General features: G+C 52.7%; 15 protein-coding genes. 3 read left to right on the plus strand and 12 right to left on the minus strand.

Annotated elements, in window-relative coordinates; translation table 11 throughout:
* Positions 1–28: 28 nt before the first annotated feature.
* Positions 29–1,393 (minus strand): germination protein YpeB, encoded by a 1,365-nt coding sequence (gene ypeB / locus P22_RS16440; protein WP_054261321.1) that lies wholly within the window; start codon positions 1,391–1,393, stop codon positions 29–31.
* 130 nt (positions 1,394–1,523) lie between these two features.
* Positions 1,524–2,108 (minus strand): cell wall hydrolase, encoded by a 585-nt coding sequence (locus P22_RS20300; protein ID WP_216598100.1) that lies wholly within the window; start codon positions 2,106–2,108, stop codon positions 1,524–1,526.
* A 99-nt stretch (positions 2,109–2,207) separates the two neighbouring features.
* On the opposite strand from P22_RS20300, the gene P22_RS16450 reads away from it, so the two are divergent.
* Positions 2,208–4,073 carry a YcaO-like family protein gene (locus P22_RS16450; RefSeq protein WP_054261322.1) on the plus strand — a complete coding sequence of 622 codons (1,866 nt, stop codon included), beginning with the start codon at positions 2,208–2,210 and terminating at the stop codon, positions 4,071–4,073.
* 85 nt (positions 4,074–4,158) lie between these two features.
* On the opposite strand, the gene P22_RS16455 is transcribed toward P22_RS16450, so the two are convergent.
* The 8 genes from P22_RS16455 to P22_RS16490 form a co-directional block, all read right to left on the minus strand.
* Positions 4,159–4,638 carry a hypothetical protein gene (locus tag P22_RS16455; RefSeq protein WP_054261323.1) on the minus strand — a complete coding sequence of 160 codons (480 nt, stop codon included), beginning with the start codon at positions 4,636–4,638 and terminating at the stop codon, positions 4,159–4,161.
* Between the two features lie 460 nt (positions 4,639–5,098).
* Positions 5,099–5,974 carry a DUF72 domain-containing protein gene (locus P22_RS16460; RefSeq protein ID WP_156319017.1) on the minus strand — a complete coding sequence of 292 codons (876 nt, stop codon included), beginning with the start codon at positions 5,972–5,974 and terminating at the stop codon, positions 5,099–5,101.
* The gene (locus P22_RS16465) at positions 5,967–6,215 is read right to left on the minus strand and encodes a hypothetical protein (protein ID WP_054261325.1); all 249 of its coding nucleotides are present in this window, start codon (positions 6,213–6,215) and stop codon (positions 5,967–5,969) included. The genes P22_RS16460 and P22_RS16465 overlap by 8 nt, the downstream gene beginning before the upstream one ends.
* 15 nt (positions 6,216–6,230) lie before the next feature.
* Positions 6,231–9,143, minus strand: coding sequence for a DNA polymerase III subunit alpha (locus P22_RS16470; protein WP_054261326.1), 2,913 nt, complete (start codon positions 9,141–9,143; stop codon positions 6,231–6,233).
* A gap of 337 nt (positions 9,144–9,480) precedes the next feature.
* A complete protein-coding gene (locus P22_RS16475) occupies positions 9,481–10,137 on the minus strand; it encodes a DNA alkylation repair protein (protein WP_054261327.1) in 657 nt (218 codons plus the stop codon).
* Between the two features lie 322 nt (positions 10,138–10,459).
* The gene (locus tag P22_RS16480; protein ID WP_054261328.1) at positions 10,460–11,080 is read right to left on the minus strand and encodes a DJ-1/PfpI family protein; all 621 of its coding nucleotides are present in this window, start codon (positions 11,078–11,080) and stop codon (positions 10,460–10,462) included.
* 362 nt (positions 11,081–11,442) lie between these two features.
* Complete coding sequence (locus tag P22_RS16485) at positions 11,443–12,267, minus strand: hypothetical protein (RefSeq protein WP_054261329.1); 825 nt, start codon at positions 12,265–12,267, stop codon at positions 11,443–11,445.
* Positions 12,264–13,364 carry a type II secretion system protein GspD gene (locus tag P22_RS16490; RefSeq protein WP_054261330.1) on the minus strand — a complete coding sequence of 367 codons (1,101 nt, stop codon included), beginning with the start codon at positions 13,362–13,364 and terminating at the stop codon, positions 12,264–12,266. The genes P22_RS16485 and P22_RS16490 overlap by 4 nt, the downstream gene beginning before the upstream one ends.
* A 630-nt stretch (positions 13,365–13,994) precedes the next feature.
* Between P22_RS16490 and P22_RS16495 the strand changes: the two genes are divergently transcribed.
* Both P22_RS16495 and P22_RS16500 read left to right on the plus strand, forming a co-directional pair.
* On the plus strand, positions 13,995–14,771 hold the full coding sequence (locus P22_RS16495) for a phosphate ABC transporter substrate-binding protein (protein WP_069972856.1): 777 nt from the start codon (positions 13,995–13,997) through the stop codon (positions 14,769–14,771).
* 243 nt (positions 14,772–15,014) lie between these two features.
* Entirely contained in the window at positions 15,015–15,905 is an 891-nt protein-coding gene (locus tag P22_RS16500) for a phosphate ABC transporter substrate-binding protein (RefSeq protein WP_054261332.1), read from the plus strand.
* A 155-nt stretch (positions 15,906–16,060) separates the two neighbouring features.
* Here P22_RS16500 and P22_RS16505 read toward each other — a convergent pair whose 3' ends face one another.
* Together P22_RS16505 and P22_RS16510 are read right to left on the minus strand one after the other, a co-directional pair.
* Positions 16,061–18,175, minus strand: a complete 2,115-nt coding sequence (locus tag P22_RS16505; protein ID WP_054261333.1) for a TonB-dependent receptor — start codon at positions 18,173–18,175, stop codon at positions 16,061–16,063.
* 3 nt (positions 18,176–18,178) lie between these two features.
* Positions 18,179–24,838: a two-partner secretion domain-containing protein gene (locus P22_RS16510; RefSeq protein ID WP_054261334.1), complete on the minus strand. Its 6,660-nt coding sequence runs from the start codon at positions 24,836–24,838 to the stop codon at positions 18,179–18,181.
* Positions 24,839–24,846 lie beyond the last annotated feature (8 nt).

Genomic DNA, 24,846 nt, shown 5'->3' on the forward strand with positions numbered 1-24,846 from the left:
GAATATACATACAGTTTTGTGCTATGTATTACATTGTCAGAGTGCCATCTGAAGTTTCTATCAGCCTCAGAACATTCTCCTCCCGTCCAGTCAAGGCATTTACATAGACGAGGTAGTTATCTTCTCCCAGTTTGGCCGGGAATTCATAGGCAAGCTTTTCACCCGTTACACCGGCAGGTATCAATACTAATCTTCCGCCTGAAACTACCAGACTGGGATTAATTGCCGACTGAGCCTGCTCTTTTGACACCTTTGGCTCCGGTAGATCGCGTTGCCCGTGGGACATTAGGTAGCCGGTGGCTTCAGTTCCGATGATTCCGCCGTTATCGAGAGCTACCGTGACTTTAACCAAATCAGGGTACAAAATTACGTTCTTTTGTACTGCGGCAAAATTAAACATAACGGAATTTCCCTGGCGTAAATAATAGGTGGGGCTCATTTCACCGAAACCCCGATCATGCAAAAATTGGAGCGCATTTTGCCGCGCCTGATCGATACTCACATTTGGCTCGCCTATAGGGCGGGAATTAAACATCCAGATTGCTTTGCCGCCCTTTTGGGAAATATCCAGCACCGTTTTTTGCTCACTGTCTCCTTCCGGTGTTACTTCCACACGATGTGCGGGAATGCGGCCGTTTGTCATTCCAGTTACAACGGCAGCATAGTTTACTCCGGGACTTTTTTCAATGAAGGCCAGCGCTTTGTTTTGGGCTTCTTCCGGCTGAATTTCAGCCATTCCGCTTAAATTCTTGGGCTCAACACGTTCCAGGTGCTCGGAAAAGGGACCGTCGTAAACTAAGGTCGGATAACGCTGCATTTGCTTGTCTAAAGCCGCAAAATCTGTTTGCACTATATTGTCTGGAGTTTTTTGCAGGTTGTTTCTTACTTCCTCAAAAAAAGCGCCGAAATAAGAATTGTTTTGAGCCACCCGGGCCTGCACACCCTGGAGTTCCCGATTTAGTTCCGCCGACTGCTGGTAGAGGCTGTTCAAGGTTTCCCGGTGTTTGGCTTCGATTACCCCGCCCTGAAGGATTTCCCGGGAAAGGCTGTTGCCGTACTCTCCTGCCTGCGCCAAAAATCTGGCGGTACGACCGGCAAGCATATCATTTAGAGGCAACTGGCCCAGATTGGCCTGGGCAAAGGCTGCCTGCTGGCGGATGTCCATCAGGAGCATAATTGCAAGGCTTGGGTCGGTAACTATTACACTTTTTGCAAAAAGCACTTCCAGGTTTTGCACCTGACTTGTCATTTCAAAAAAGGCCCGCTGATATTTGTTATTTAGAAAAGTTTCCAGGCTACGGTTTGTCTGGTACTGGCGGTATCCCCACCACCCCAGGACTGCTACCAGCACCAGCGCACCAATAGCCCCCAGAATGAGCCACCTTTTTCGCAAGAGAACCCTCCTTTCATCTGCGCACAGTCTGTAAGATCAGCCTTCTTAAATCAAGGATCGCAAGCTGTAAACCCGAAATAAGTACGGCTGCGGTTAAAATGAATGAATACTCCACCTGAATCAAGCTTCATTACCGGCCAAAAACATGATTGCCGATTTCCGTGTTGATATTTCTTGACCAAATCCAGGGACTGACCGGCTTGCTAGGATTCCAGAAGAAAAGCGACCCACCTGTCGGATCATAACCGCCCATGGCCGTATCCGCGGCACGGATGGATTCCTGGCTTAGCGGCCTGTTTACCTGTCCGTTGGCAACAGACTCAAAAGCATGATCCTGATAAATTACTCCGCTAATCGTATGCGGGAAATCAGCGCTCTTGGTCCGGTTCAATATTACCGCTCCAACAGCCACCTTCCCCAGGAATGGTTCATTTGCAGCCTCGCCCTCGATAACCCGGGCTAACAAAGTAACTTCGCCTCTTTCGGGATTTTTTGCCGCCGCCGGTTGTTTGAGCCAGAATACACCGGCTAAAAATAAGGCGATCAGGCATGCCGCATATAAAACGCACATTGGTTTTGTATAAAACAGCTTCTGAGTTATAACCCTCACCTCCCAATATTGTGAATATTGTTTCACGACTGCCATTTTTTTATGTAAGTTCATTTCAAGCTTGGCACTGGTGGCGATCAATTTAGTATTCATATGTTCGAGCATGGCAATAACATCTTTTTGTTGGTTACTGAAGCCATGGTTCATTGCAATCACAAACCATGATACATGGTCATATATTAAAAAAGAACTGGAAAATTCAACATGATAATTTTCCTTCAGCGTAAAATGTTATGGTGCGAGGTGCAATGCATGGATTCAACTAATATGAAATACAAAGATGAAATGCCCATCAAAACCATTAACAGAATAAGAGATATTCTTGGTGAGATGGGCCTTCTGACGGTAGAAACCTCATGGAAAAATTCGGTGAATGGTTTTTACTCGGTGAGCGTGATGATCGACAATACCGATCTGCTGACCAATGGAAAAGGAACTTCGGTCGAATTCGCCCTGGCCAGCGCCTACGGCGAGATGATGGAACGCCTGCAAAATCTCTGCCACTACAGACTAAGTTTGGATTTAAAGCCCCAGACCATGGAATACCTAGGCTTTTATTACGCCCCTGACGAAAAACCGATGAGTACCGATGAGTTCCTTGCCAGTGAAGAAGATTGGATCAAAACCCAATTGTCCAGAGTCAACCCTTCACTGGATAAACGGGAACTGCTGGCAAATTGGCAGACAATGTCTTATGAGAAGGTATCCGCCGATTTTATCGCTCTACCTTATTGCAATCTTAACAGCAAGCGTATTTCCCATATCCCGATGAAAATGGTCTCGATGATGTATATGTCGAACGGCATGTGCGCCGGCAATTCGCCTGAAGAGGCTTTGGTGCAGGGAATATCTGAAATCATGGAGCGCTACGCCAACAAGAAAATCCTTAGGGAGAGAATAGTACCGCCTACTATCCCGCGGTATTATATCGTGAAATTTCCCAAGATTGAGGCGATGATTGCCGAACTTGAAAAAAGCGGCAATTTTGAAGTTATCCTCAAAGACTGCTCGCTGGGACAAAAGTTGCCGGTTGTCGGGGTTATCCTGGTAAATAAGAATGATCAGAGTTATTTTGTGAAATTTGGCGCTCATCCCAAATTTGAAATTGCCGCAGAGAGGACATTGACCGAACTTCTTCAGGGGCAGGATATAAACTTGATGATGGGGGTCAAGGAGTTTTGCTTCCGCAACCCGACGGACGACCCGGAAAACTACATGGGCATACTGGTGACCGGCTCAGGGCTTTATCCTACGGAATTTTTCAGTCATAACTTCAGTTATCAGTTCAACGAATTCGAAGAAACCTCGGTAACCACAAACAAAGAAATGTTGGCTTATATGGTCGCCCTGTTAGCTCAACTAGGCTGCGAGATATATGTACGTGATGTTTCGTTCCTGGGCTTTCCGAGTTTTCATATAATCGTTCCCGGCTTGAGTGAAATTGAGGGATTTGATGAGCTAGAGCCCATTACCAATTATGCTGCTTTCAACACCTTCAAAAGACTTGTCAGAAACATCGACCGCCTCGACGACGCCGGTGCCGCCACGATCATCGACTTTTTGCAAAACATGAACTATTCGTCTGAGGCTTCGGTCATGGATCTAATCAATCTGCCGGTACGCAATAAAGCGTTTCCGTGGTATTACAGTAATGCCGACTTGTTTGTCACTGCCCTGAACTACTGGAAAGGCGATACCAATAAAGCCTATGAGAGCTTCACAAAATTTTGGGGTTATACCCAACAAGCTAATCCGCAACGCCAAGTGACAACTTATTATAAGTGCGTACGGGATTTTCTGGCGACTAAGATTAAAGGGCTTGCGAAAAAGAACGCCGTGAGCACACTAAGCGTGTTCTATCCGATGGAGGTAATCCAGGGGGTTGTGGCTGAATTCAACTCGCCAGCGAAAATCATTAGTTACCAAGGGCAATTAAACTGCTGGAATTGCGAGAACTGCCAATTTTCCAGTCAGTGTCTCTATCCGCCGATGGAACGGGTCTACAAAATGCTCAAGGAGCGGTACGCTGCCAGCGGAATAGATCAAAACGATCTCAAGAAGCTGATGTAAGTACACAAAAGCCAAAGCCGTATGCTTTGGCTTTTGCTTTTCCTTAGTAAGGACCGACATTACGCCTTGTCGACGCGACATCTTATCAGATTGACATTACTTCTCCCAATTCATAGAACGGCAGTAGTGGCAAGAATGGCATGAATGGCAAGAATGGCAGCACTGACAGGAATGGCAGGACTGACAAGAATGGCAAGACTGGCAGGAATGACAGGAATGGCAAGACTGGCAAGAATAACAGGATTGGCAGCTCTTCATTGAGTAGCAGGACTGGCAACTCTCCATCGAGTAACAGGACTGACAACTCTTCATCGAGTAACAGGACTGGCAACTCTTCATCGAATAGCAGGACTGGCAACTCTTCATCGAGTAACAGGACTGACAACTCTTCATCGAATAGCAGGACTGGCAACTCTTCATCGAGTAGCAGGACTGACAACTCTTCATCGAGTGGCAGGACTGGCAACTCTTCATCGAGTGGCAGGACTGGCAACTCTTCATCGAGTAACAGGACTGACAACTCTTCATCGAGTGGCAGGACTGGCAACTGCTCATCGAGTAGCAACTAAGCATGGAATCGTCATCATCGTCATCATAAAACATTAACCAATCACCTCCATATAAAATTCAGGTAACCTATTAACATAATATGATAACACTATGTCAGGTGTTACATTGTTTAACGGTGGTATTGTTGTCCGATAGAATTCAGTCCTGAATAATATAAAAAAGTCAAGCCTCTGATCACAGAAGTTTGACAATCCATTCTTAATATTAATATTTGGAATAGTGTCAAGTGGACGGGGTTGTCGACAACTTAAAACAGGTACGGTAAATAGGTTGTCAATACCCCGTCCCCTTGACATTCAAATCCGCCAGAATTTCATAGTCTTTTCGGATCTCTTTGCTTTTTCTGCGTCGAGCATGAACATTTTCTCTTCATACTCATGATTACCATATCTCCATACCCATTTTTTGTCACAAAAATAGGTTCATTGGATGTATGGCACATTTGAGATATCTCACTAGTGTTTTTCAAATCCCGAATCGGAATGCTCTGGGGCATACTCCTCTTGCCCCAACAATGCCTTTAGTTCCCTGGCTGCAGCGACAGCCCGGGCGCCATAGTGATTGTTGAACGCCAAGAATATTACCCGCGAGCGCTCTGTAAGCCGGCCGACCGCGGGAACCCATTCGAATAATTCCGGCTGAGTGTATGCGTAGTTGTATCGCTCGTAAGATTCCTTGTGATCCCACCACTGCTGTTGGTTGCGCCCATGAAAGCGGATGTAGGCGATATCCGAAGTCAGATGCACCAAACCGGTAATCTGACCTTTTACTTTTGGTCCGTCAATCCCCACAAAGCCAATCCCGAGAGACCGGAAAAGTTCAGGGGTCTCCGGGCTATCCCACGTATAATGCCGGACTTCGGCCACAAGCGGTAAATCCGGCAGCATTTCCCGCAAGTAACCGAGATACTGCCGGTTATCGCTGCCGTTATGAAACGAGTATGGGAACTGCAAAAGGACGGCGCCGAGTTTGCCCGCATTTTCCAGGGTACTCACCGCCTGCCGGAAAGCAGCCGCATCTTCTTTGATATTTTCTTTCCGGTTGTGGGTCAGCGACTGGAAAGCCTTGATGGTAAATATAAAGCCAGGGGGCGCTTTACGCACCATACCGGCCAACGTCTTCTCCGAAGGCAAGCGATAAAAAGTAAAATTGATCTCAGTGAACGAGAACTCGCGGGCGTAAAAAGAAAGCATGTCACCCGGCTTAATGTCCGCGGGATAATAGGTACCCCGCCAGTCATCGTAGCTGTAGCCCGATGTGCCTATGTAGAGTTTTGCGGCTGCCCGGTTAGCGGTAGTATCCATGTTCATCCCACTCCTTAACTTAGCCAAATTTGATCAAGCGCCAAACGCCGGTATCCACTTCCCAGACAAGTTCCGCTATCTTGTCATCTTGCGTACTCACACAATAGATCCGGCTGGCCCGTTCCGTCCATATGGGCTTGCCGAACTGCCACCACTTGATGTTGGCCACTTTGTACTCCTTGCAGTTATATTTGAAAGCCAGTGGCTTAATATTGCCGTCGGGTCCGAAGTATGCCGCAACCGGTATCGCTTCTTTCAACACTTTCATGTCAATACTCCTTCATTATATTATTGCAGAGACCCGCTGAGCGGTGATGCTGAACCCCCTTACACCTGTTTTCCGTACTACGCCGTCGATTTTCAGCAGATTGCTCTGATAAATAGTCTTGGCATATTTGTCCTGAATATTAGGAAAAACGGTTACATCAGTCAAACCCGTATCGTCTTGCAGTGTCAAAAAGATTATCCTTTTCCCGGAACGGGTAGGCGGCGTCTGCCGGGAAATGACGATACCGGCTGCCGAAACCCGCTCGCCGTTACGCTTGGTCTCTTCAATTGTGCGGCTCGGAGTATAGGAAACAGGCATTAGCGTAAGCGGATGATCACTCACTGTCATTCCCAGTACGGCAATCTCTGCATTGGCTCGTTTGGCTGGATTGGAACATCCTGTTCCAGGAATTGCTCCGATTCTGGACAGATCCATAATGATTTTTTCCGAAATCCCGTCCAGCAAATTACCTGCCCAGTCTTTTCCCCTGTTTTCTTGAATTCGATCCCAGGTTGAGCTACTCATACCCGCAACATATTTCAAACCTACTCGTATACCATCCCCTTCCATCGTACAGTCCCAGGAGCCCCGACAGATATCGGGGGGATACACGGGGATACCTAAGCGCTTTGCTTCCCAAACGATCACCTGCGGGGGATAAAAACCGCACGGGTGGTTGTTCAGTGTGGCACAGAAAAACTCCCGCGGGTAGTGGGCCTTAAGGTAGGCGCTCTGATAGGCAATCCAGCCGAAGCTGGCCGCATGGGCCTTATTAAAGCCATACGCAGCGAACCCGGCAACTTTTTCGAACACTTTGGCGGCGTCCTTTTCGCTGACGCCTTTCCCTTTCGCACCGGTGATGAACTGCTCGCGGATCAATGCCATCTCTTCTGTGGAGCGGTTTTTTGTCATTGCCCGCCGGAGGAGGTCGGCCTGCCCCAGCGTGAAGCCGGCCAAAAAGTGGCCTATCTGTAAAACCTGTTCCTGATAGATAATGACACCATACGTATCCTTTAGCGCCGGTTCAAGGAAAGGGTGCATATAGTCACATTGCGCGCGGCCGTGCCTTCTGGCTATATAAGGTGCAATCATCTCGCCCTGCATGGGTCCCGGCCGGAAAAGCGATATGTTGGCGATGATGTCCTCAAATTCAGTGGGTTGCAGCCGGCCGAGCAATTCCCTCATCCCCGGGGATTCAAGCTGAAAGACGCCCACCGTATCGGTTGACCGAAGCAACACGTAAGTGGCCTCATCATCCGCCGGTATGCGGTCGATATCCAGTTCCCCCCCGTTTTGTCTCACCATGGCCTGAGTGTCTTCGATTATTGATAGCATTTTTAGGCCCAGAAGGTCCATTTTGACGAGGCCGAGTTTTTCGACGTCGTCTTTGTCGTGTTGGCTGATGATAACTCCTTTTGTCGCATATTGCAGCGGCGTGAGCTGGCTAAGCGGCCGCTCAGCAATAATCACGCCTCCGTTATGGACGCCGAGATGGCGGGGAAAATCGGCGAAGCTTTCGGCGTACCGAAAGATCGTCCCGGTATGTTCCTTGCCGGTGAATTCACCCTTAAGTTCCGGCAGTTGTTCGATCACCGGAACGATTTTGTCAGCCCCACAATGCGGCAGCTTCTTCGAAATAGCCGACTGCTGATCGGCATCGTAACCTAATGCTTTCGCAACTTCGCGGACGCCGCTCCTGGCATTAATGGTGTTGACAGTGCAGACCATCGCCACCATATCTTTGCCATACCGCCGGAATAAGTAGTCGATCACCTCGTCACGGCGGTTGGAGTCGAAATCGATGTCCACATCGGGCATGCCCTTCCGCTCCGGGTTAAGAAACCTCTCAAACAGGAGATTGTAACGTAATGGGTCAACGTGGGTGACGCCGAGCAGGTACGAGACAAGGGAATCGGCCGCAGACCCCCGTCCGGCAAAGCGAATGCCGCGCTTGCGGGCGAAGCTGACGATATCCCAAACCATAAGAAAGTAGTCGTTAAACCCCATAAGGTCGATTATCGCCAGTTCGTGTTCCAGCCGGCGAAGAGCGGCATTCTTGTCCGCGGGTGAATATAACTGCACCAAGCTAACTTCGCAAAGTAAGCGAAGCTCCTCCTTGGCCGTTTTCCCTTCGGGAAGCGGAAAGCGGGGGAACCGGAATTGTTCCGGGAACTCTATATTGCACCGCTCGGCAATGGCGGCGGTATTCAAGATCGAATCTATGTAGTCATTGAAAAGATCACACATCGCTGCCGAACTTTTGAAGCCGTATTCACTATTGGGGAGGCCCGTCTTTTTGGCTGCGGCCACGTTCACGTTCTCCTTCATAGCCGCAAGGATATCATGGCGCATCCAATCATAGTGTCCCTGGAAGTGGACATTGTTCGTAACAACACTCGGGATGTCACACTTCAGCGCCAAATTGCAGAGACTGCGGATTTTCTGGCGGTCTCCCTCAAGATGATGGTGCTGCAGCTCAATATAATACCGGTCGCCGAACATCTCCTTATAGCGGGCGGCAAACTGCCGGGGGCGTTCGCCCTTCAACGCCCGGACCAGGCCGCTCTTATCGCATCCGGACAAGACGATGATATTTCTTAACCCAGCCAGGTCTCTCTCCGGAATAATTGAGGCGCTTTCAAGATTAAAGCGGCTGATCACCCGGCAGAGTTCACTATATCCTTCGTAGTTTTCCGCCAGCAGGGTTAGATGCCCCTCCACGGTATCCAGTTCCGCACCGATGATTGGCTTGATGCCCGCATTACGGGCCGAATAGTAAAATCGCACGGCGCCACAAAGATTATTATGATCGGTTAAGGCAACGGCCGGCATCTCCAGGCGCTTTGCCGAGTCTACAAGATCGGAAACAGAAAGCGTCGAATCCTTAAAACTAAAATTGGAATGGACATGGAGATGGATGAAGGACATCGCCCCGCCTCCCTAGAACATATGTTTGTGTTACTAGTATAGAACGCGTGTTCGTCATTGTAAAGGCGGTAAATTATGGTTAAAATTTTTCAGGCTGTATATCATGAGAAGGCTCCTTCTCAGGTGTCCGTATTATTTGCGTAAACAAAAACCACAGAGCGAACAACTGCACTGTGGTAACATGTCTTGATATAACTCAAAATTAATTCGTATCATTCTCTTCCGCTCAATCGAAAATTCTCCTTTTCATAGTACCGCAGCATATAAATACTAATCCGGTAATAGCCGGGAAATCACCAATGGAATAATCCGACCCCTCCTCGCTTTCTATTTCTCATCAAATATATTTACTTGCTTCTTTTATGCTTAACGGCGCCAGTTTATTCTGATACCGCTTAATAAAATTCCTCACCCAATCAGGATTTGTTTTGCTGTAATCTCTTAAGCTCCAACCTATAGCCTTATTGATAAAAAACTCTGATTGTCCTAAGTTATTTACGAGAATTTTCTCCAGCAATTCTATGTCTGTTTTGTCTTTTCGTATTAACTGATGATCTATGGCAATTCTCCGCAGCCACAAGTTTTTATCTTTGCTCCATTCCAACAAAATAGGATTGACTTCCGGATAAACCAGCGCAATATTTCCAACTACTCTATTAAGTCCATCAATCGTATCCCACCAAGATTTTTTCATAGCCAATTCCTTGATTTTCGGGACATCATCAGGAGTCAAATATTTTTGCATTAAAACTAAATAATCCACTGCTACATACTGAAATTCTCTATATAACTCTTCCCAGCAAAAAGTAATAAAATCCCAATTTACCTGTGCTTTCTTTTTCTCCTGTTTAAAGTAGTCTCGGCAAAACGCCTGGCGTTTGGGCATTGGAATACCCAAAAATGAAAATTTATCGCGCATATAAGCACTCATTTTAGCTGCTTGTTCAGAATCACCATTGCTTTTTATCGTATTAAACAAACCAATGTAATTCATTGTCATCTTCCTTTCCGCACTAACGCCTTACCTCATCACACCGTCTACCCAGCCAGCCAAAACCATGCTACGGGTCAAAGCACTTGAGATACCTTCACCCATTGGATTCAAAAAGTTGGCCGCTTTTCCTGCAAATAATCCCCCCCCCTTTTCCCAAATAAAGAGAACAGTCTGGTTGAGATTAGGTATAATCCAACGTTCTTTTTTATCACAGGATTGTATCTTTGCATTGTAATGAGATACAAGAAATGAAAGAAATTCAGCCGTTAGTCAATGATTTGACCAATGTCTGTTTATGCGCGAATCAGAATCACCACAATAATTATGTACCGTAATTAACATCGTCAGCAATAACTATATCGTATTCCATACGTTTGGCTGTAGCTCTGGCAATATCAGCTCCCATAAATCGTTTCACAATGTGAAATGACATATCAAGCCCAGCAGAAATTCCTGCGGCGGTAATGATTGCACCTTCATCTACATACTTTACCCCTTTTTGTACGGTAATCTTAGGGTACTCCTTCACTAGCCGGTCGATATCCATCCAGTGAGTAGTCGCTACCTTATTATCAAGCAGTTCGGCCTCTGCCAAAAGAAATGCTCCTGTACAAACCGATGCAAGTAGTTTAACCTTCTTTGATTGTTCTTTTATCCAAGTAATAACCGTTTCATTGTGTATTTCAATTTTCTCCGCACCATACCCACCAGGAATAATTAAAATATCTAATGCTGGTGAATCATCAAAACTATAGCAAGGTTTCACCAATAGCCCGTTTCTTGCACGTACTAATTCTCCTGTTTGGGAAATAATGTGCACAGCAAAAGGCTTGCTATCTGAATTTTGATTTGTTGTTATCGAAAATACTTCAAAGGGTCCAGCAAAATCCAGCACTTCAACTTCATTAAACACAATAATCCCTACGCTTAATTGTCTTTCCATCCCCAAACCTCCGATAAACTACCTTAAATAGTTTTTGCTTTGCAACCTGGTTTTCCTCGTTAGCCAGTTCTACTCCCCCTTTACCAGTATTTATGGAAATATCTGTAGTTTCATAGTATCATATAACTAAACTAGCGTAAAATTGAACATTACGAACAAAACATTCTATTTTTTAGAATTTTCGACGAGAATAATAATGGATTTACGCCAACTGAGAACGATCAAGCAATTGAACCTACTGACTAGTAAAAAAAATGGCATCAAACCAAAATTTTAAGGTTTGATGCCATTTTTCATTATTTTCTATCGATATAGTTCCTAAGTGATTGTCATGTAAGTGTTATTTTGAAACAGGTGTAGAATCAGCGATATTCATTATTTTGATAAATAATTGCCGTCTTTTTCAGGTGCAAAATTTCCTGCATCAATTCACCGGGGTTGCTTAGCCACTGTATACGATTATGAGTCCATACCCAAGGTGCGGCTGTATTCTTGTAGTAATATCCGTCAAAATAACCCCAACGGTTGAATACATGACCGGGCCCAATATCATCACGGCGTTGCCACAATTCGGCAAGATTCGTCAAACGATAATCATTCCGTTCTTGATGCAAACTACCACCATGGGGGTAAAACAGCAGAGCACCAGGTTTGGGCGTGGTACCGGGTGTTTCTATTTTATGAAAACCTGATTTAATGGATATCATGAAGCGTTTTTTAGAGGAAAGGGTGTTTCTATCTTTCCATCGTTTCCATTTACCATTACTATAGGACAATACCATATCGACATTCTCAGCCTGTAATCCGGGCTTACGCAGTGCTATCAGAACACCGATCATGTCGTTTTCATGTTCTTGGTTTCCCCCATAACGCGGATAATACAAATAATAGCCCACAAAATAGTGCGTAGTACTTTCTACCAAAGAATAATACACCGCCGCGTCAACAGCGTTGACAAAAGATATGTTCATTGAATTATTATTTGTACGCCAATCCTGGTCAAAATTTACCCTGGTAAAAACATTAACCCGGTCTACCGGATTGGTTGAATAATTTTGTTGCTCGATAACGGGAGCCCACCGTAAAACAACATCCATAGGAACTGCTGCAGCCGCTTGCGCAGAATTTACTAAAGCAACCAGCACAACGGTCGCTGCCAAAATATATCTTTTAATTATTTTTCTCATGGCTCAACCTTCTTAGGCGTGATTAAAATTACAAGTTCGGTTTCCTTCTTTTGTTTATTGGTAGACCGAAATAACGAACCTATGATTGGCAAATCACCCAATAAAGGAGTTTTGAAAACATCCTGCGTGGCCTGCCGCTGAATTAACCCTCCGATAACGATGGTCTCACCGTCTTTTACGCGCAGTGTCGTCTCGGCCTGCCGCGTCCGTATGTTAGGATTGCCGTTTTTGGTCTCATCCGTTTTGTTGCTTACCTCCGGTTTGATATACGCCGTAATGGTACCGTCATCATTAACCGTCGGCGTTACTTCCAGTTTTATACCTACATCTATATACGTGACGGAGGTAATTTCACTGCCGTTTGATACCTGCCGGCTTTCTACCGCCAGCTTATCGCCAATGAGGATCTGAGCCTTTTGCCCATCCAGTGCGGCGATACGCGGGCTAGCCAAGAGTCGGCCTTTTTTCTTTTCGATAAGGTGATTAATCGTAGCCGCAAAGTTAACCCCATATGCCCCGAAACCAACCCTAATTTTGGAACCTGTTAGCGGGGCATCTACCAGGGTGTCAGATGGAGGGACGCTTGGTAAAGCAGTGGTTGCCCCCCAATCAACACCCAAATTTTTATAGTCTTCGCGTGATATTTCAACCGCCTCGACTTCAAACATGATTTGACGCGGCGGAATATCGATCTGCGATATGATCTCTTTTACTATGTCGTACACCTCCTCATCGCCGACGGCGACCAGTTTGTTATTTATGAAATCCACCTTGAGCCGGTCGGTCGGGATCAATGAACTGATTAGGGTTTTGACTTGATTCGGCTTGACATATTTCAGTTGAATAATTAAAGGCTGCGAAAAAGGCGAATAGACATTGACATTTGACAAAACCGTATTTTGCGGCACGTTCTGGTTTACGCCGGAAACAGCAGGACCCTGCCCTCCCTGCGGCATCTCAGCATTCGGCTGTGACGACGAATAAGCGTCAATAATGGAATCTTTACTTTCAGCGGCCAATATTACTAAGGACATATTTAGCAGCAGCAGGACTACTAAAATAGTGACAGATACCATTTTCCTACGACTTATACGCATACACTCACCTCTCCTTCAACTGGTACCTTGCGTTACCTAACTATTTGGATTATATAGCAGTCTTTTTCCGTCCTGCGTCGTTGTCGTCGCCTTACATATGTCCGATATGCGCGGCTCCTCCGTCTAGCAGGGCGAAAAAATCCCTTGCAATTATACGGATTTTACATAGTCTTGCTTATTTTTTATATTTCTTCCATTATTGGTAATTCCTTCAACAAAAATATTAAGTCTCGTTTAACATTTAGCATTCGTTCTTAACAAACTGCCAGCATTTGCCCACTGGCTTCCCCGGCATCCATCACGTCGTTGCCCAGGCCCGCCCAGGACTTGCCGTTGAAGAAACACAATAACCGTCAGACTGTGCGAAAACCAGCTCCCTGAATTAACCCACTAAGGGCTGTCCAACCCATTACAAGCCATTCTTTGACTCGGCTCGACCATATTTACACAGTGGTAATTATTCCTTTACCAACAATTACCATTATTAACAATAGCTTAACCTATTCATGTGCCTGCTAATAGTATAATGAGAAAAAAAGGGAGTTGCACCAATATATGGTAAGATGCTAAAGCCAAAATCCCCCAAAAGAGGAGGCTAAAAAAATGTGAAAAAAAATATTGGTTGGTCTGATGGCAACGCTGTTGATGGAAGTACCCGCCATGGCCGCCACCGCCGGCAGCCTGACAATGAGCGGTTCCACTTCCATCCAGCCGTTGGCCAACGATCTGGCGAGAGGCTATAATAGCCAGCATCCCGGCGACAGGATAGCTCTCCATATTGCCGGCGGCGGTTCCGGTGTCGGCATTGCTGACGCGGCCGTCGGCAGCGTAGACATCGGCAATTCCTCCCGCGGCCTGAAACCGGTAGAAATCGCCTGCGGGCTGGTGGCTACCACCATCGCCCGGGACGCGGTTGCGGTCGTCGTTAACCCCAACAATCCCGTGCAAAATCTCACCACCCGACAGGTTGCCGGTATCTATAAAGGCGTTATCACCAACTGGTCGCAAGTAGGCGGCCCTAATGCCCCTATTAATGTCAATTCCTACACCGCTGCTGACGACACCCTTGATTACTTTATCGAACATTTCTTCGGCGGCAGCGGCAAGGTGGTCGCGACGGCCAATCAGTGGGACTCCAACGGCCGGCTCCGCCAGGCGGTCGCCGCCGATCCCAACGCCATCGGCTTCCTTTCCCTAGCCTATCTTGACCGCAGCCTCAAAGCGCCCAGTCTGGACGGCCAGGTAGTCAGCCTGGCCGCCGCCCGCGCCGGCCAATACAAAGTCGTCCGGAATTTCAGCCTGGTCACCAAAGGCCAGCCCGCCGGCCCGGCGAAGGCCTTCATCGACTGGGTTCTCAGCCCCGCGGGTCAGAAGATTGCGGTCAAGGATTACCTGCCCCGGCGCTAAGCGGGAATTAAGCCCCAAAGGCTTTTATTCCAATATATGGCAATATGTTTGAAGCGGCCGCTTCATATCAATCCGTCTATCTTGCCCCACGCGGACGTATCAGGCATAAACGCGAGAGGAGGGACTAGCAGCATGCCACCCACATAATGTCAATAAGCAAGCAGACAGAGCCTAAAATCCCCAAACTCCAAATCCAAATCCCCAAACCCCAAACAAAAAAACAAAAATGAGGAGGCTATTACCATGTGGAAAAAAGTATTGGTTAAAAAAATCCTGGTTGGTTTACTGACCACCGTGATGCTGGGAGGGGCGGGCGTACCCGCCATGGCCGCCGGCACCCTGACAATGAGCGGTTCCACTTCCGTCCAGCCGTTGGCCGAGGATCTGGCGGCTGGGTTTAAGCTCAAGTTTCCCAACACGCTAACCTTCACCATTACAGGCGGTGGTTCCGGTGTCGGCATCGCCGACGTGGCCGCCGGCAGAGTAGACATCGGCAATGTTTCCCGCAACCTGAAACCGGCAGAAATCGCCCAGGGGCTGGTGGCTACCACCATTGCCCGGGACGCGATTGCGGTCGTCGTTCACCCCAACAACCCGGTGCAAAATCTCAGTTATGAAGATGTTGTCAATATTTTTGACGGCACTTACACCAACTGGTCGGAGGTACCAAACAGCAACTTTAGCGGCCCGATTCATGTCGATTCCCGCACCGCTCCTTCCGGGACCCTTGATTTCTTTAAAGAATATTTCACCGGCAAAGGCTATGCCTTAAGCGATATTGCCGCGACCAATTTGTACGAGTCCAACGGCTTGCTCCGCTCGGCGGTCGCCGGTGATCAATACGCCATCGGCTTCCTTTCCCTGGGCTATGTCAACGGCACCGTCAAAGCGCCCAAACTGAACAACGTCACACCCAGCCAGGGAGGCGGCTACGATTTCATCCGGAATTTCAACATGGTCACCAAAGGCCAGCCCCAGATCGGCAGCAATACGAAACTCTTCCTCGACTATGTTCTCAGCGCCGATGGCCAGGCGATTGTGACCCAGGACTATCTGGCCCCGCTCGCAGGTGGATCGGCGTCTGCGGCCAAAGGTCAGGTACGTCAGCAACGTCAGCAGCGTCAGCTCCGCTAAGCGGAATGTAAGCCCCGAAGCTGCCCAGGTTACACAGAACGGCCGGCGTTTGCCGGCCGTTGCTGTTGTCAGGCAGCGGCGGAAAAAATATGGTTCATAAAAATGCGGCGGCGCCGGGAAGCACTCCCGGCGCCGCCGCCAATCATACAGCCCTGCTAGAACTTGATATCGGTGCCGAATTCGACGTACCGGCCGGGAGCGATCAGATAGGCCCCGGAGTAGTACTTCTTATCGAGCAGGTTGTTGAATTTGATATAGTATTCGCGGTTTTTCAGCTCCTTGGTCAGCATGAAGTCGACGGAGGCATAGGCCGGCAGGGAGACGGAACGGAATTCCGGCGGCACGCTGGGATCAGGATCATTGGGGTTATTGCCGGTGCCGTTGGAAAAATCGCTGAACCGGCTGCCCACATAGTTGAGCGCCAGATAGGCCTTCAGCCCCTGGCTGCCGGTGTAGTTCATGCCCACGGAATATTTGTACTTCGGCTGGTCGTTGACCTGCCGGCCCGCTTTGGGATTCTCGGCCGAGGTATAGGTGACTTGCGCAAAGGCTTTGAGCTGGTCGCTGAATTTTTTGCTGACGCCAACTTCGAAGCCGGTCATCGTCACTTCCGGCAGGTTTTCAAACATGGTTTGGCCGATGACCGTCCGGCTCTGAATCTTGTCGGTCACCTTCTTGTTGAAATAGGTGACGTCCAGTTGCAGTCCGTCCGGGGTGGTGTAGGCCACGCCCAGGTCGCGGTTGAGCGTCTGTTCCGGCTTGACCAGCGGCAGCGTTGTCCCGACCGTCGCGCCGCTGGCGATTTCCGCCGGCTGGGGATAGCGGAAGCTTTTGCCGATCGAGGCGTGCAGGTCGGTGCGGTCGTTGACGGCGTAGCTGAAGCCGGCCACCGGATTTTTGAAGGTACGGGACGTGGTGACGCCCGGGATCGGCTTGTAGCCGGCCAGGTCGATCGCGTCCTGGTTGGGGTCCATGCGCAGATAATCCTCGACGGCGTTATCCCGGTAACCCAGGGTGGTAGTTAACTTGCCCAGCTTCAGCGTATCCTGGAGGAAGTAGCTGCGGCTGTCGTAACGGTACCGCGCCGGGACAAAACAAGCCCATTCAAAACGGTCATACTCGACATAATACCCTTTCCACGCGGTATCCTGGTCAAACCGCCGCGTTTCCTTGTTATAACCCCAGAGGACGGTGTTGACCGGACTGGTTTTTATGGTATGTTCCAGTTGGTAGCCGCGCACGCTGGCCGCCGACTCCTGGCCGCCCATAACCGTTATTGTTTCCGGGATGTGTGTCGCGGTCATGGATTTATTTTCCGCCGATTTATACAGGGTCAGTTTGAGGTCGCTGCTGTCGCCGAGCCGCTGGTTGTAGGCCAGGCCGCCGCGCCACTCGGTGGCCGGGTCGAGCCGCAGCATGCCCGTACGGTACCAGAACCCCTTGGTGTTGGACGGATTGCCGATCGTGCCGCCGCTGCCGGGATTGGTGATCATCACGCCGTTAGCATCGTAACGGTCCGGCAGTTCTTCGTATTTTCGCGCGTAGCTGCCGAACAGGCTCAGCGAGGCGCTGTCGTTCAGCCGGAGGCCGAGCTTGCCGTCGTAGAACCGGGCTTTTTTTTCGGTATTCCAGGTATAGCCGTCGGTGGTCTCATGTTTGTAATTGAAAAAGTAATCGACTTTTTCCGTGCCGCCGCTCACCGAAGCGTTCTGGCGCAGCGTATTCCAGCTGCCGACCGCGGTGGAAACCGTCGCGGCCTGTTTACCGCCTTTTTTAGTGGTGATGTAGATGACGCCGCCGGCGGCGTCGGAGCCGTACTGGACCGGCGCCGCGCCCTTAAACACCTCGATTTTTTCGATGCTGTCGGCCGGGATGCTGCTCAGGTCGACGACGCCGTCCCCCACCGGGCTTAAGGGCACGCCGTCGACAAAGACCTTGGTGTTGTTGGCGTCGCTGCCGCGGATGCTGACCGCGGCTTTGCCCTGCATGTTGTTGCTGCTGACCGTGAGGCCGGCCGCCTTCTCCAGTACCTGGGCCGCGGTTTCCGCCCCCTGGGCCTTGATCTCCGCGGCGGTGATTTCCGTCTTCTTAATGGCCTGGCGCTCCTGCAGCCGGGTGTCGGTGACGTCCACTTCCTCCGTGATCACGGTATTGTCCGGCTGTTCCTCGGCCAGGGCCGGCGGAACGTGCCACCAGTTTGAGAACAGCAGACAGCCCACAGCAATGGCCAGTCTTTGTTGGCGCGTCATTTTCGTTCGCTTGGTTCTCATAGCTTACTCCTTCCCTTGGTCCGTGTCGTCCGTATCGGCCGGCAGGGCCACGCCGCCGTCCACAATGCGCGGCTCCAGGATGCCGTTCCGCACATCCGGGGTGGCGCTGTCCGCCGCCAGACCCGGCCGGGCGGCATTGCCGGCCTGGGCCGTGTCGGCGGCCCATTGCCGCCGGTCTTGCGCCGCAAAGTACGCGGGCGTCAGCCAGGGCCGTTCGGCGATCCCGGCAGCGGTACCGGGATCGCCCGCCGTGTAGACAAAGCCGCTGCCCGCCGGCACGGCGCCGCCCTGGTAGCCCCACAACACGAAGCCGGGCAGGCCGCCGCGCGTGTCATAGACCAACTGGTCGTTCAGGTAAGTAAGCCGCATGGCGGTTTCATAGGTATAGTCATTGTATCTGGTACCGAAGAACAAATGACTGAGGTTGTTGTATGCCGCAAAATAGTCCTTCGAGGAGGGGTCTGCCCCTGCTAACCAGGAGGCAAGCAGCATATCCGGTGCGTAGATCAGATAACGGCCGCCGGCCTGGATGGCGTCGGGGCCGGCCCAGTTGACGAACAGGCCGCCCGTGGTGACGGTGATGTCGCCGCCGGCTATGAGCCGTGGCCCGCCGCCGATGCCGATCACCACGTTTCCGTTATCGGTGAGGGTGATGTCGCCGGCGGCGACAAACTTCGCGGCCGCCTCGCCCGCGCTTATCAGCTGCTGAGTATCAGCAACTACCCGATTACCATCAACTAAATAAACTCTTGCCGGTCTCTGGCTGTTATCGATCTTAATGTCGCCGTCGGCATACGCCGTCTTATGGGTGGTGACGCTGCCGGCGCTTACATAGCTTTTTCCCTCCCCACCGTAGAGGTACCAATCGAAGTTTTGGGCCTCGAAATCGCCGGCAACATCAAGACTGTACAGGTAAATCTGGTCATGGACGCCGCCGGGGTCATGCCAGTCGCCGGGAACATGGTAGACAGGCCCCAGGGTAAACATCAGGTCGGGGTAGTTGTCGGCGAGCGCCGCTGTCACCGCCCCGCTTGTGATTTGATTGTCAAATACGCTTTTAAAGTTAAACCGCCTGTGTTGGTTGCGGAAATCCCTGGCTGTCAGGTCGGGAACACTGAACAGCAGGGTATCTTTCTTCAAGTCGTAGAATACCGTACTGCCGGACAAGCCTACCGCATAGATGGAGTTGGCCTTGTAAGGCTGGCCTGCTACCGTGAACAGCACGGTACGCGCCGGCATGTTATCGGTGTAATCGTCTACGTTGTATTGCGTTCCCCCCGCCAGCATCAGGAACAGGCCGTCGGCGCCGAAGGTCTCGGTCGTGTAGGGGAGGATGTTGCGGGAGACCCAGCTGTAATCGTATTTGTTCACCGTTACGCCGGGGCCGCCGTCTTTTACCCGGCCGTAGAACATGTAGGTGGGCGACCAGTAGAAGCCTGGAAACACGCCGCTTGGATATGTGTTCCAGTTGGTGAAGGCCGACCAGCCCGACCAGTAGTCCGTACTGCCTTTAAGCATCTGGGCGTAGGTCAGCGCCGTGCCGGCGGCCGTGCCGGTTCCCACCCCGTTTTGCCGGCCGCTGGATTCACGATTCCAGACGAGGTTGGCGACCGTGCCGCTGTTGCTGCCGATCAGACCGCCGACGCTGCTGTCGGCGCTGCCGATTACCGCCCCCAGGGTATAGGAGGTGGCGAGGCTGCCGCCGGCGTTGTCGCCGACCAGGCCGCCGACTTTGCTGCCCGCGCCGCTGCTTTTTACTAGGGCGAGGCTCATGGTATCGGCGATGCTGCCGCTGTTATAGCCGGCCAGGCCGCCCACGTTGCTGTTCGCGCCGTCGCTGAGGACCTTCGCCACGAGGCCGCTGTCGGCAGGGCCGAAGAAGGCGCTTAGGATACTGCCGCTGTTATAGCCGGCGACGCCGCCCGCGTAGCTGTTCGGGCCCTTGGCGGCGACAACGGCCGCCGCATAAGCCTGGGTGATGGTGCCGGCATTGTCGCCGGCCACGCCGCCGGCTTTGCTGCCCGCCCCTGCGGCGGTCACCGCGCCGGTGTTGTAGACCGTGCCGGTGCTGGCATTACCGGTTTTGACGCCGATGGTGCCGGTATTACGGCCAGCCACGCCGCCTACATAGCTGCCTGCGCCTGTGGTCGTCACCGCGCCGCTGTTGTACACCAGGCCGGCGTTGCTGCCGATGGTGCCGCTGTTCACGCCGGCCACGCCGCCGGCATAGCTGCCGTCGCCTTCGGTCGTCACCGCGCCGGTATTATAAGCTAGGGCGATGGCGCCGGCGTTGACGCCGGCCAGGCCGCCGGCATAGCTGCCCGCGGCGGTTGCCGTTACCGCGCCGGTATTGGCAGCCTGGGCGATGCTGCCGCCGGCCGCGTTGGCGCCGGCGATGCCGCCCGCATAACTGTTCGCGCCGGCGGCATCAACCGTGGCCACGTTGCTGGAACCGGCAATGCTGCCGCTGTTATAGCCGGCCAGGCCGCCCGCATAGCTGTTATCGCCGGTTACCTTCACCGTGCCGCTCACCGCGGCGTTGACGATGCTGCCGCCGTCAACGTAGCCCGCCAGGCCGCCGACGTATTGCTTGGCCGCCCCGCCGGCGACGTTGACGTTGGCCAGGGTCAGGTTGCTGAGCGTCGCGCCCCGGGTATAGCCGAACAACCCGATGGCACCGGCGCCGGAATTGGCGACGGTCAGATTGGTAATGGTGTAATGGTTGCCGTTGAGCGCGCCGGTAAAAGCGCCGGCCGCCGTGCCAATGGGGTTCCAGGCAAGACCAGCCAGGTCAAGGTCGCCGCCCAGCCGGTACTTGCCGCTGAGATGGTTTTGCAGCGCCTGCAGCTGGGTGGACGTATAGAGGGTGATGCTGCCGTCCGGCGTTACCGTCCAGGCCAGCACCGGATCATTGGTGCCGAAACTGACCCAGTTGCCGTTGCTGAGGTCATAGGTGGGAGCGGTAACCGTACCGCTGTTCGCACCAGTTAAGGGTGTGCTGCCGCCACCTGAGCCGTTGACGCTGCCGGCTTTATCCAGATAGCTTTCCGCCACCGTGCCGCTGTTGTCGCCGACGAGGCCGCCGGTCGCGCCGGTGAGACCGGTTACCTTAGCCGCGCTGAAGGCGGTGGCAAGGCTGCCGCTGTTTTTGCCGGCGATGCCGCCGACCTTGCCGCTGCCGCTGACGGCGCCGCCGGTGAAGACATTGTAGATGCTGCCGGCGTTATCGCCGGCCAGAATGCCGACGGCAGTGTTGCCGGCGCCGCCCGCGACCTTGGCGTTAGCCAGTGCCACGTCGTGGATCTTCGCGCCACTGAGCGTAGTGCCGAAGAGGCCGAGGGCGCCGGGGCCGTAATCATGGATATGCAGGTAATTAATGGTATGCCCCCGGCCGTCAAAGCTGCCGCTGAAGTTATTGATTGGGACAAAGCCGACGCCCGGCGCCATGTGGTAGTTGCGCAGGTCGAGGTCGGTGGCCAGCGTGTAGCGGGCCCTGGGGTCCATGGCCATGAGCTGGAGCTGGTGAGCGTTCCGGATGTCGGTGCTGTACTCGGACCGCAGGAAGGGCGTGGTGTAGCCTTCAAGCATGTACCAGGTGTTGTCAAAGTCCCAGCCGGCAAAATTGCTTTTGCGGGCCACCATCTGGGCGGTGGTCAGGCCGGTCAGGCCGGTGTTTTTCCCGCTGTCGGCGCCGATGTCCTTGCTCTGACCGGACCGGCCGGTATCCCAGAAGCTTTGGCGGATGACGCCGCTGTTGCTGCCGGCGAAACCGCCCACATGAGTCTTGGCGCCGCCGTAGCTCACCTTGCCGGTGCTGTAGGAGCGGGAGATGGTTTCCCCGTTGTAGACGGCATTGATCACGGGGGCAGAGTTGACTCCGTAGTCCCATGTGTTCAAGGAGTCGTTACTCGCCCCCACCAGGCCGCCGGCGTGCACGGTGGACTTGGGGTCGGCGCTGTTCACCGTCACCGCGCCGGTGCTGTAGGATTGGTCGATGCTGCCGCCCTGGTTCAGCCCCACCAGGCCGCCGGCGTAGATCGTCGAGTGCTGGACGCCGTCCTTACCGGTATTGATAACCGTGACCGGTCCGCTGCTGTAGCTGTTGCGGACAAAGTTGCTGTCGGTGCTGGTCACCACCACCCCGGATTGGTGACCCCCCGGTTTATCGATGGTATTCAGCTCACTGTTGTAAACCAGCTGGCCGATCAGGCCGCCGGCCGCAACGCCGTCGGGGGAGTTGCCCGGCAATATTTTCACTTCTTCTAAGAGGCCGCCGCCGGGCGAACCGCCGTCGTTGAAGCCCCGGGCGGTCACCGCCGCCTCGCTGGCGGAATTGAGGACGCTGTCCCGGCTGCCCCGCCGGCCCTCGTAAACCATACCGGCCAGGCCGCCCACGGCATTGGCGTTGATGCCGGTCACCCTGCCGGTCACATAGACGTTGTCGATGGTAGCCGAGTAGGCCAAGCCCGTCAGGCCGCCCACATTAAACGAGTCCATTCTGCGGCCGCGGCTGGCCTGCGACCGCGGCTTACTGGTCTCGAACAGGTTGCTGCCTGTGATATCCACATTGGTCAGGCTCAGGTTGCGGACCACGCCGCCCTCGCCGATCATCCCGAACAGCCCGACCGACCGAGCGTCGCCATCGATAGTCCGGCTGTAATTGATATACAGGTTGTCGATGGTATGTCCTTTGCCGTCGAAACTCCCCGTGAACGCCACGTAGGTGTCAGGGCTGGTGAAGCCTCTGCCGATCGGGATAAAGCCCTGGCCGTTGTTCCAGGTTTTGGTCATCGCCAGGTCGATGTCGTTGGCCAGGCTGAAGTTCTGGTCCAGAAAGCTGGTGCAAAGACCTATCGCCTGCAGCATGTAGGCGTCGGTGAGCTGATAAGGTTTGCTGCTGCTGCCGTCGCCGTCCTTGACGCGGACGAAGGAACTGGTGGCTGCTACTGAGAAATTTTTGGCCGAAAAACCCGGCAGTATGCCGCCGGCCATGTCGGTACCCTTCTGCAGCCAGTTGCCACGTTGGAGATAGAAGGTGTCGACGTCGATGGCCGCCGGAGAATTGATCGTAGTACTGGTGCTGCCGAAAATCGTCAGCCCGCCCCTGCTGGCGGTGATGGGCGCGTTGATGTTTATCGTGCTGTTAGCGACCGAGGTTCTCAGCGTCAGGGTGTTCGGACTGGTCCAGCTCACCGCGTCGTTGACGAAAATGCTGCCTGTGCCGTTGGGGTTCACTTTGCCCTGATTGGAGTTAATAGTCACATTGTTGCCCGCGAGGTTTTTCGCCAGCGTTGCCCCGGTGATGTCACCGCCCGCCGCCGCGATGGTGAAGTCGGCCGGGTCAAGTAGCCAGTTGCCGGTTTTGCCTCTGGACGCCAGCGTGGTAACCCGGGCGCTGTCGCCGACTTTCAGCGTCTGGTGACCCGAGGTCTCGACCTCGCCGCCGTCGCCGCCGTTCGCGCCGCCTTTGGCGCTGATGGTGCCGTTGAACACCGTCTTGTCGTCGGCCCACACCACTACCTTGCCGCCGTTGCCGGTATTAATCGCGTCGGCGGTGATGGTCGCGCCCTGTTCCATCGTGGTGTTGGCGGCGTTGTGCTCCGGGCCTTTGCCCTGGTAGCTGCCGCCAATTAAGGCCGTGCCGCCGCCGGTATAACCGGACACATCGATATGGGTCCCCTTAGCGAGCTGTACCGTCTCACCCAGCACCTTGACCGTACCGCCGGTCTGCCCGGCCGCCCGGCCCGAGGCATCGAGCGTGCCGCTGTTCACGACTCTACCGCTCACGCCGCCGTCGAGACGGATAACGCCGTTCTTGTTCTCAATGCTGCGGGCCTGGATAATGCCGCTGTTGTTGACCACCGTGCCGGCCAGGTCCTTGGCCGCCCGGCCGGTCATGATCACTTGTCCGCCGTCGGCCTGGATGAGTTGATGATTGGCTACGCTGGCGTTTACCGCCGTCGCATCCACCGCCAGATTCAAGAGGCCGTCGCCGTTCATATCCAGCGTCACCGCCTTACCGGCGCCTAACGCTACCGTGCCCTGGCGGGCTACGAGGATGCCCTCATTTTTCACCTGCGGTCCCATTAACGCAATGTAGCCGCCGTTCCTGGCGGTGATGGTGCCTTGGTTGATCACGGCGCCGCTGTTGTCGCGGCCGCTGAATTTATAGTTGCCGGCCAAGAAATCACTGTCGGCGATGTTCAGGCTGGAGGTGACCAGGCTGCCTACATTCACCTGCGAACTCTTACTGAACAGCGTACCGCTCTCGTTGACTAAAAATAAGCCGCCGCTGGCGTTGACATGACCATAGATAGCCGACGGGTGCCCTCCGGTCACTTTCCACAGAGCGATATCGTTAAACCCCTGCTTGAGATTCAGAGTTTCGTTGGGATTGATGACAAAGGTGTCCGAGTTGACGATCAGTTTGCGCGAGCTCTGGTTGACGTTCATGGTATCCGGCGTCTGGGTAATGGTTGCCGTGCCGTTTACAATGACCGTGTTCGTCGGCAAGGCCAACGCGGTACCTGCGGAACTGATCATAATCCCTGCCGCCATGAGTGGCGGCAACAGGTGCTTGGCAGCCGTTTTCCAAGCGGGGCTGCCGACTATGCTAAGACTTTTCTTCTGGCGCTCCCAGTTGCGCCGCCATTTTCTCTGCATGTCCTTTC

It is taken from the genome of Propionispora sp. 2/2-37 (genome assembly GCF_001298735.1).
Taxonomy (GTDB): domain Bacteria; phylum Bacillota; class Negativicutes; order Propionisporales; family Propionisporaceae; genus Propionispora.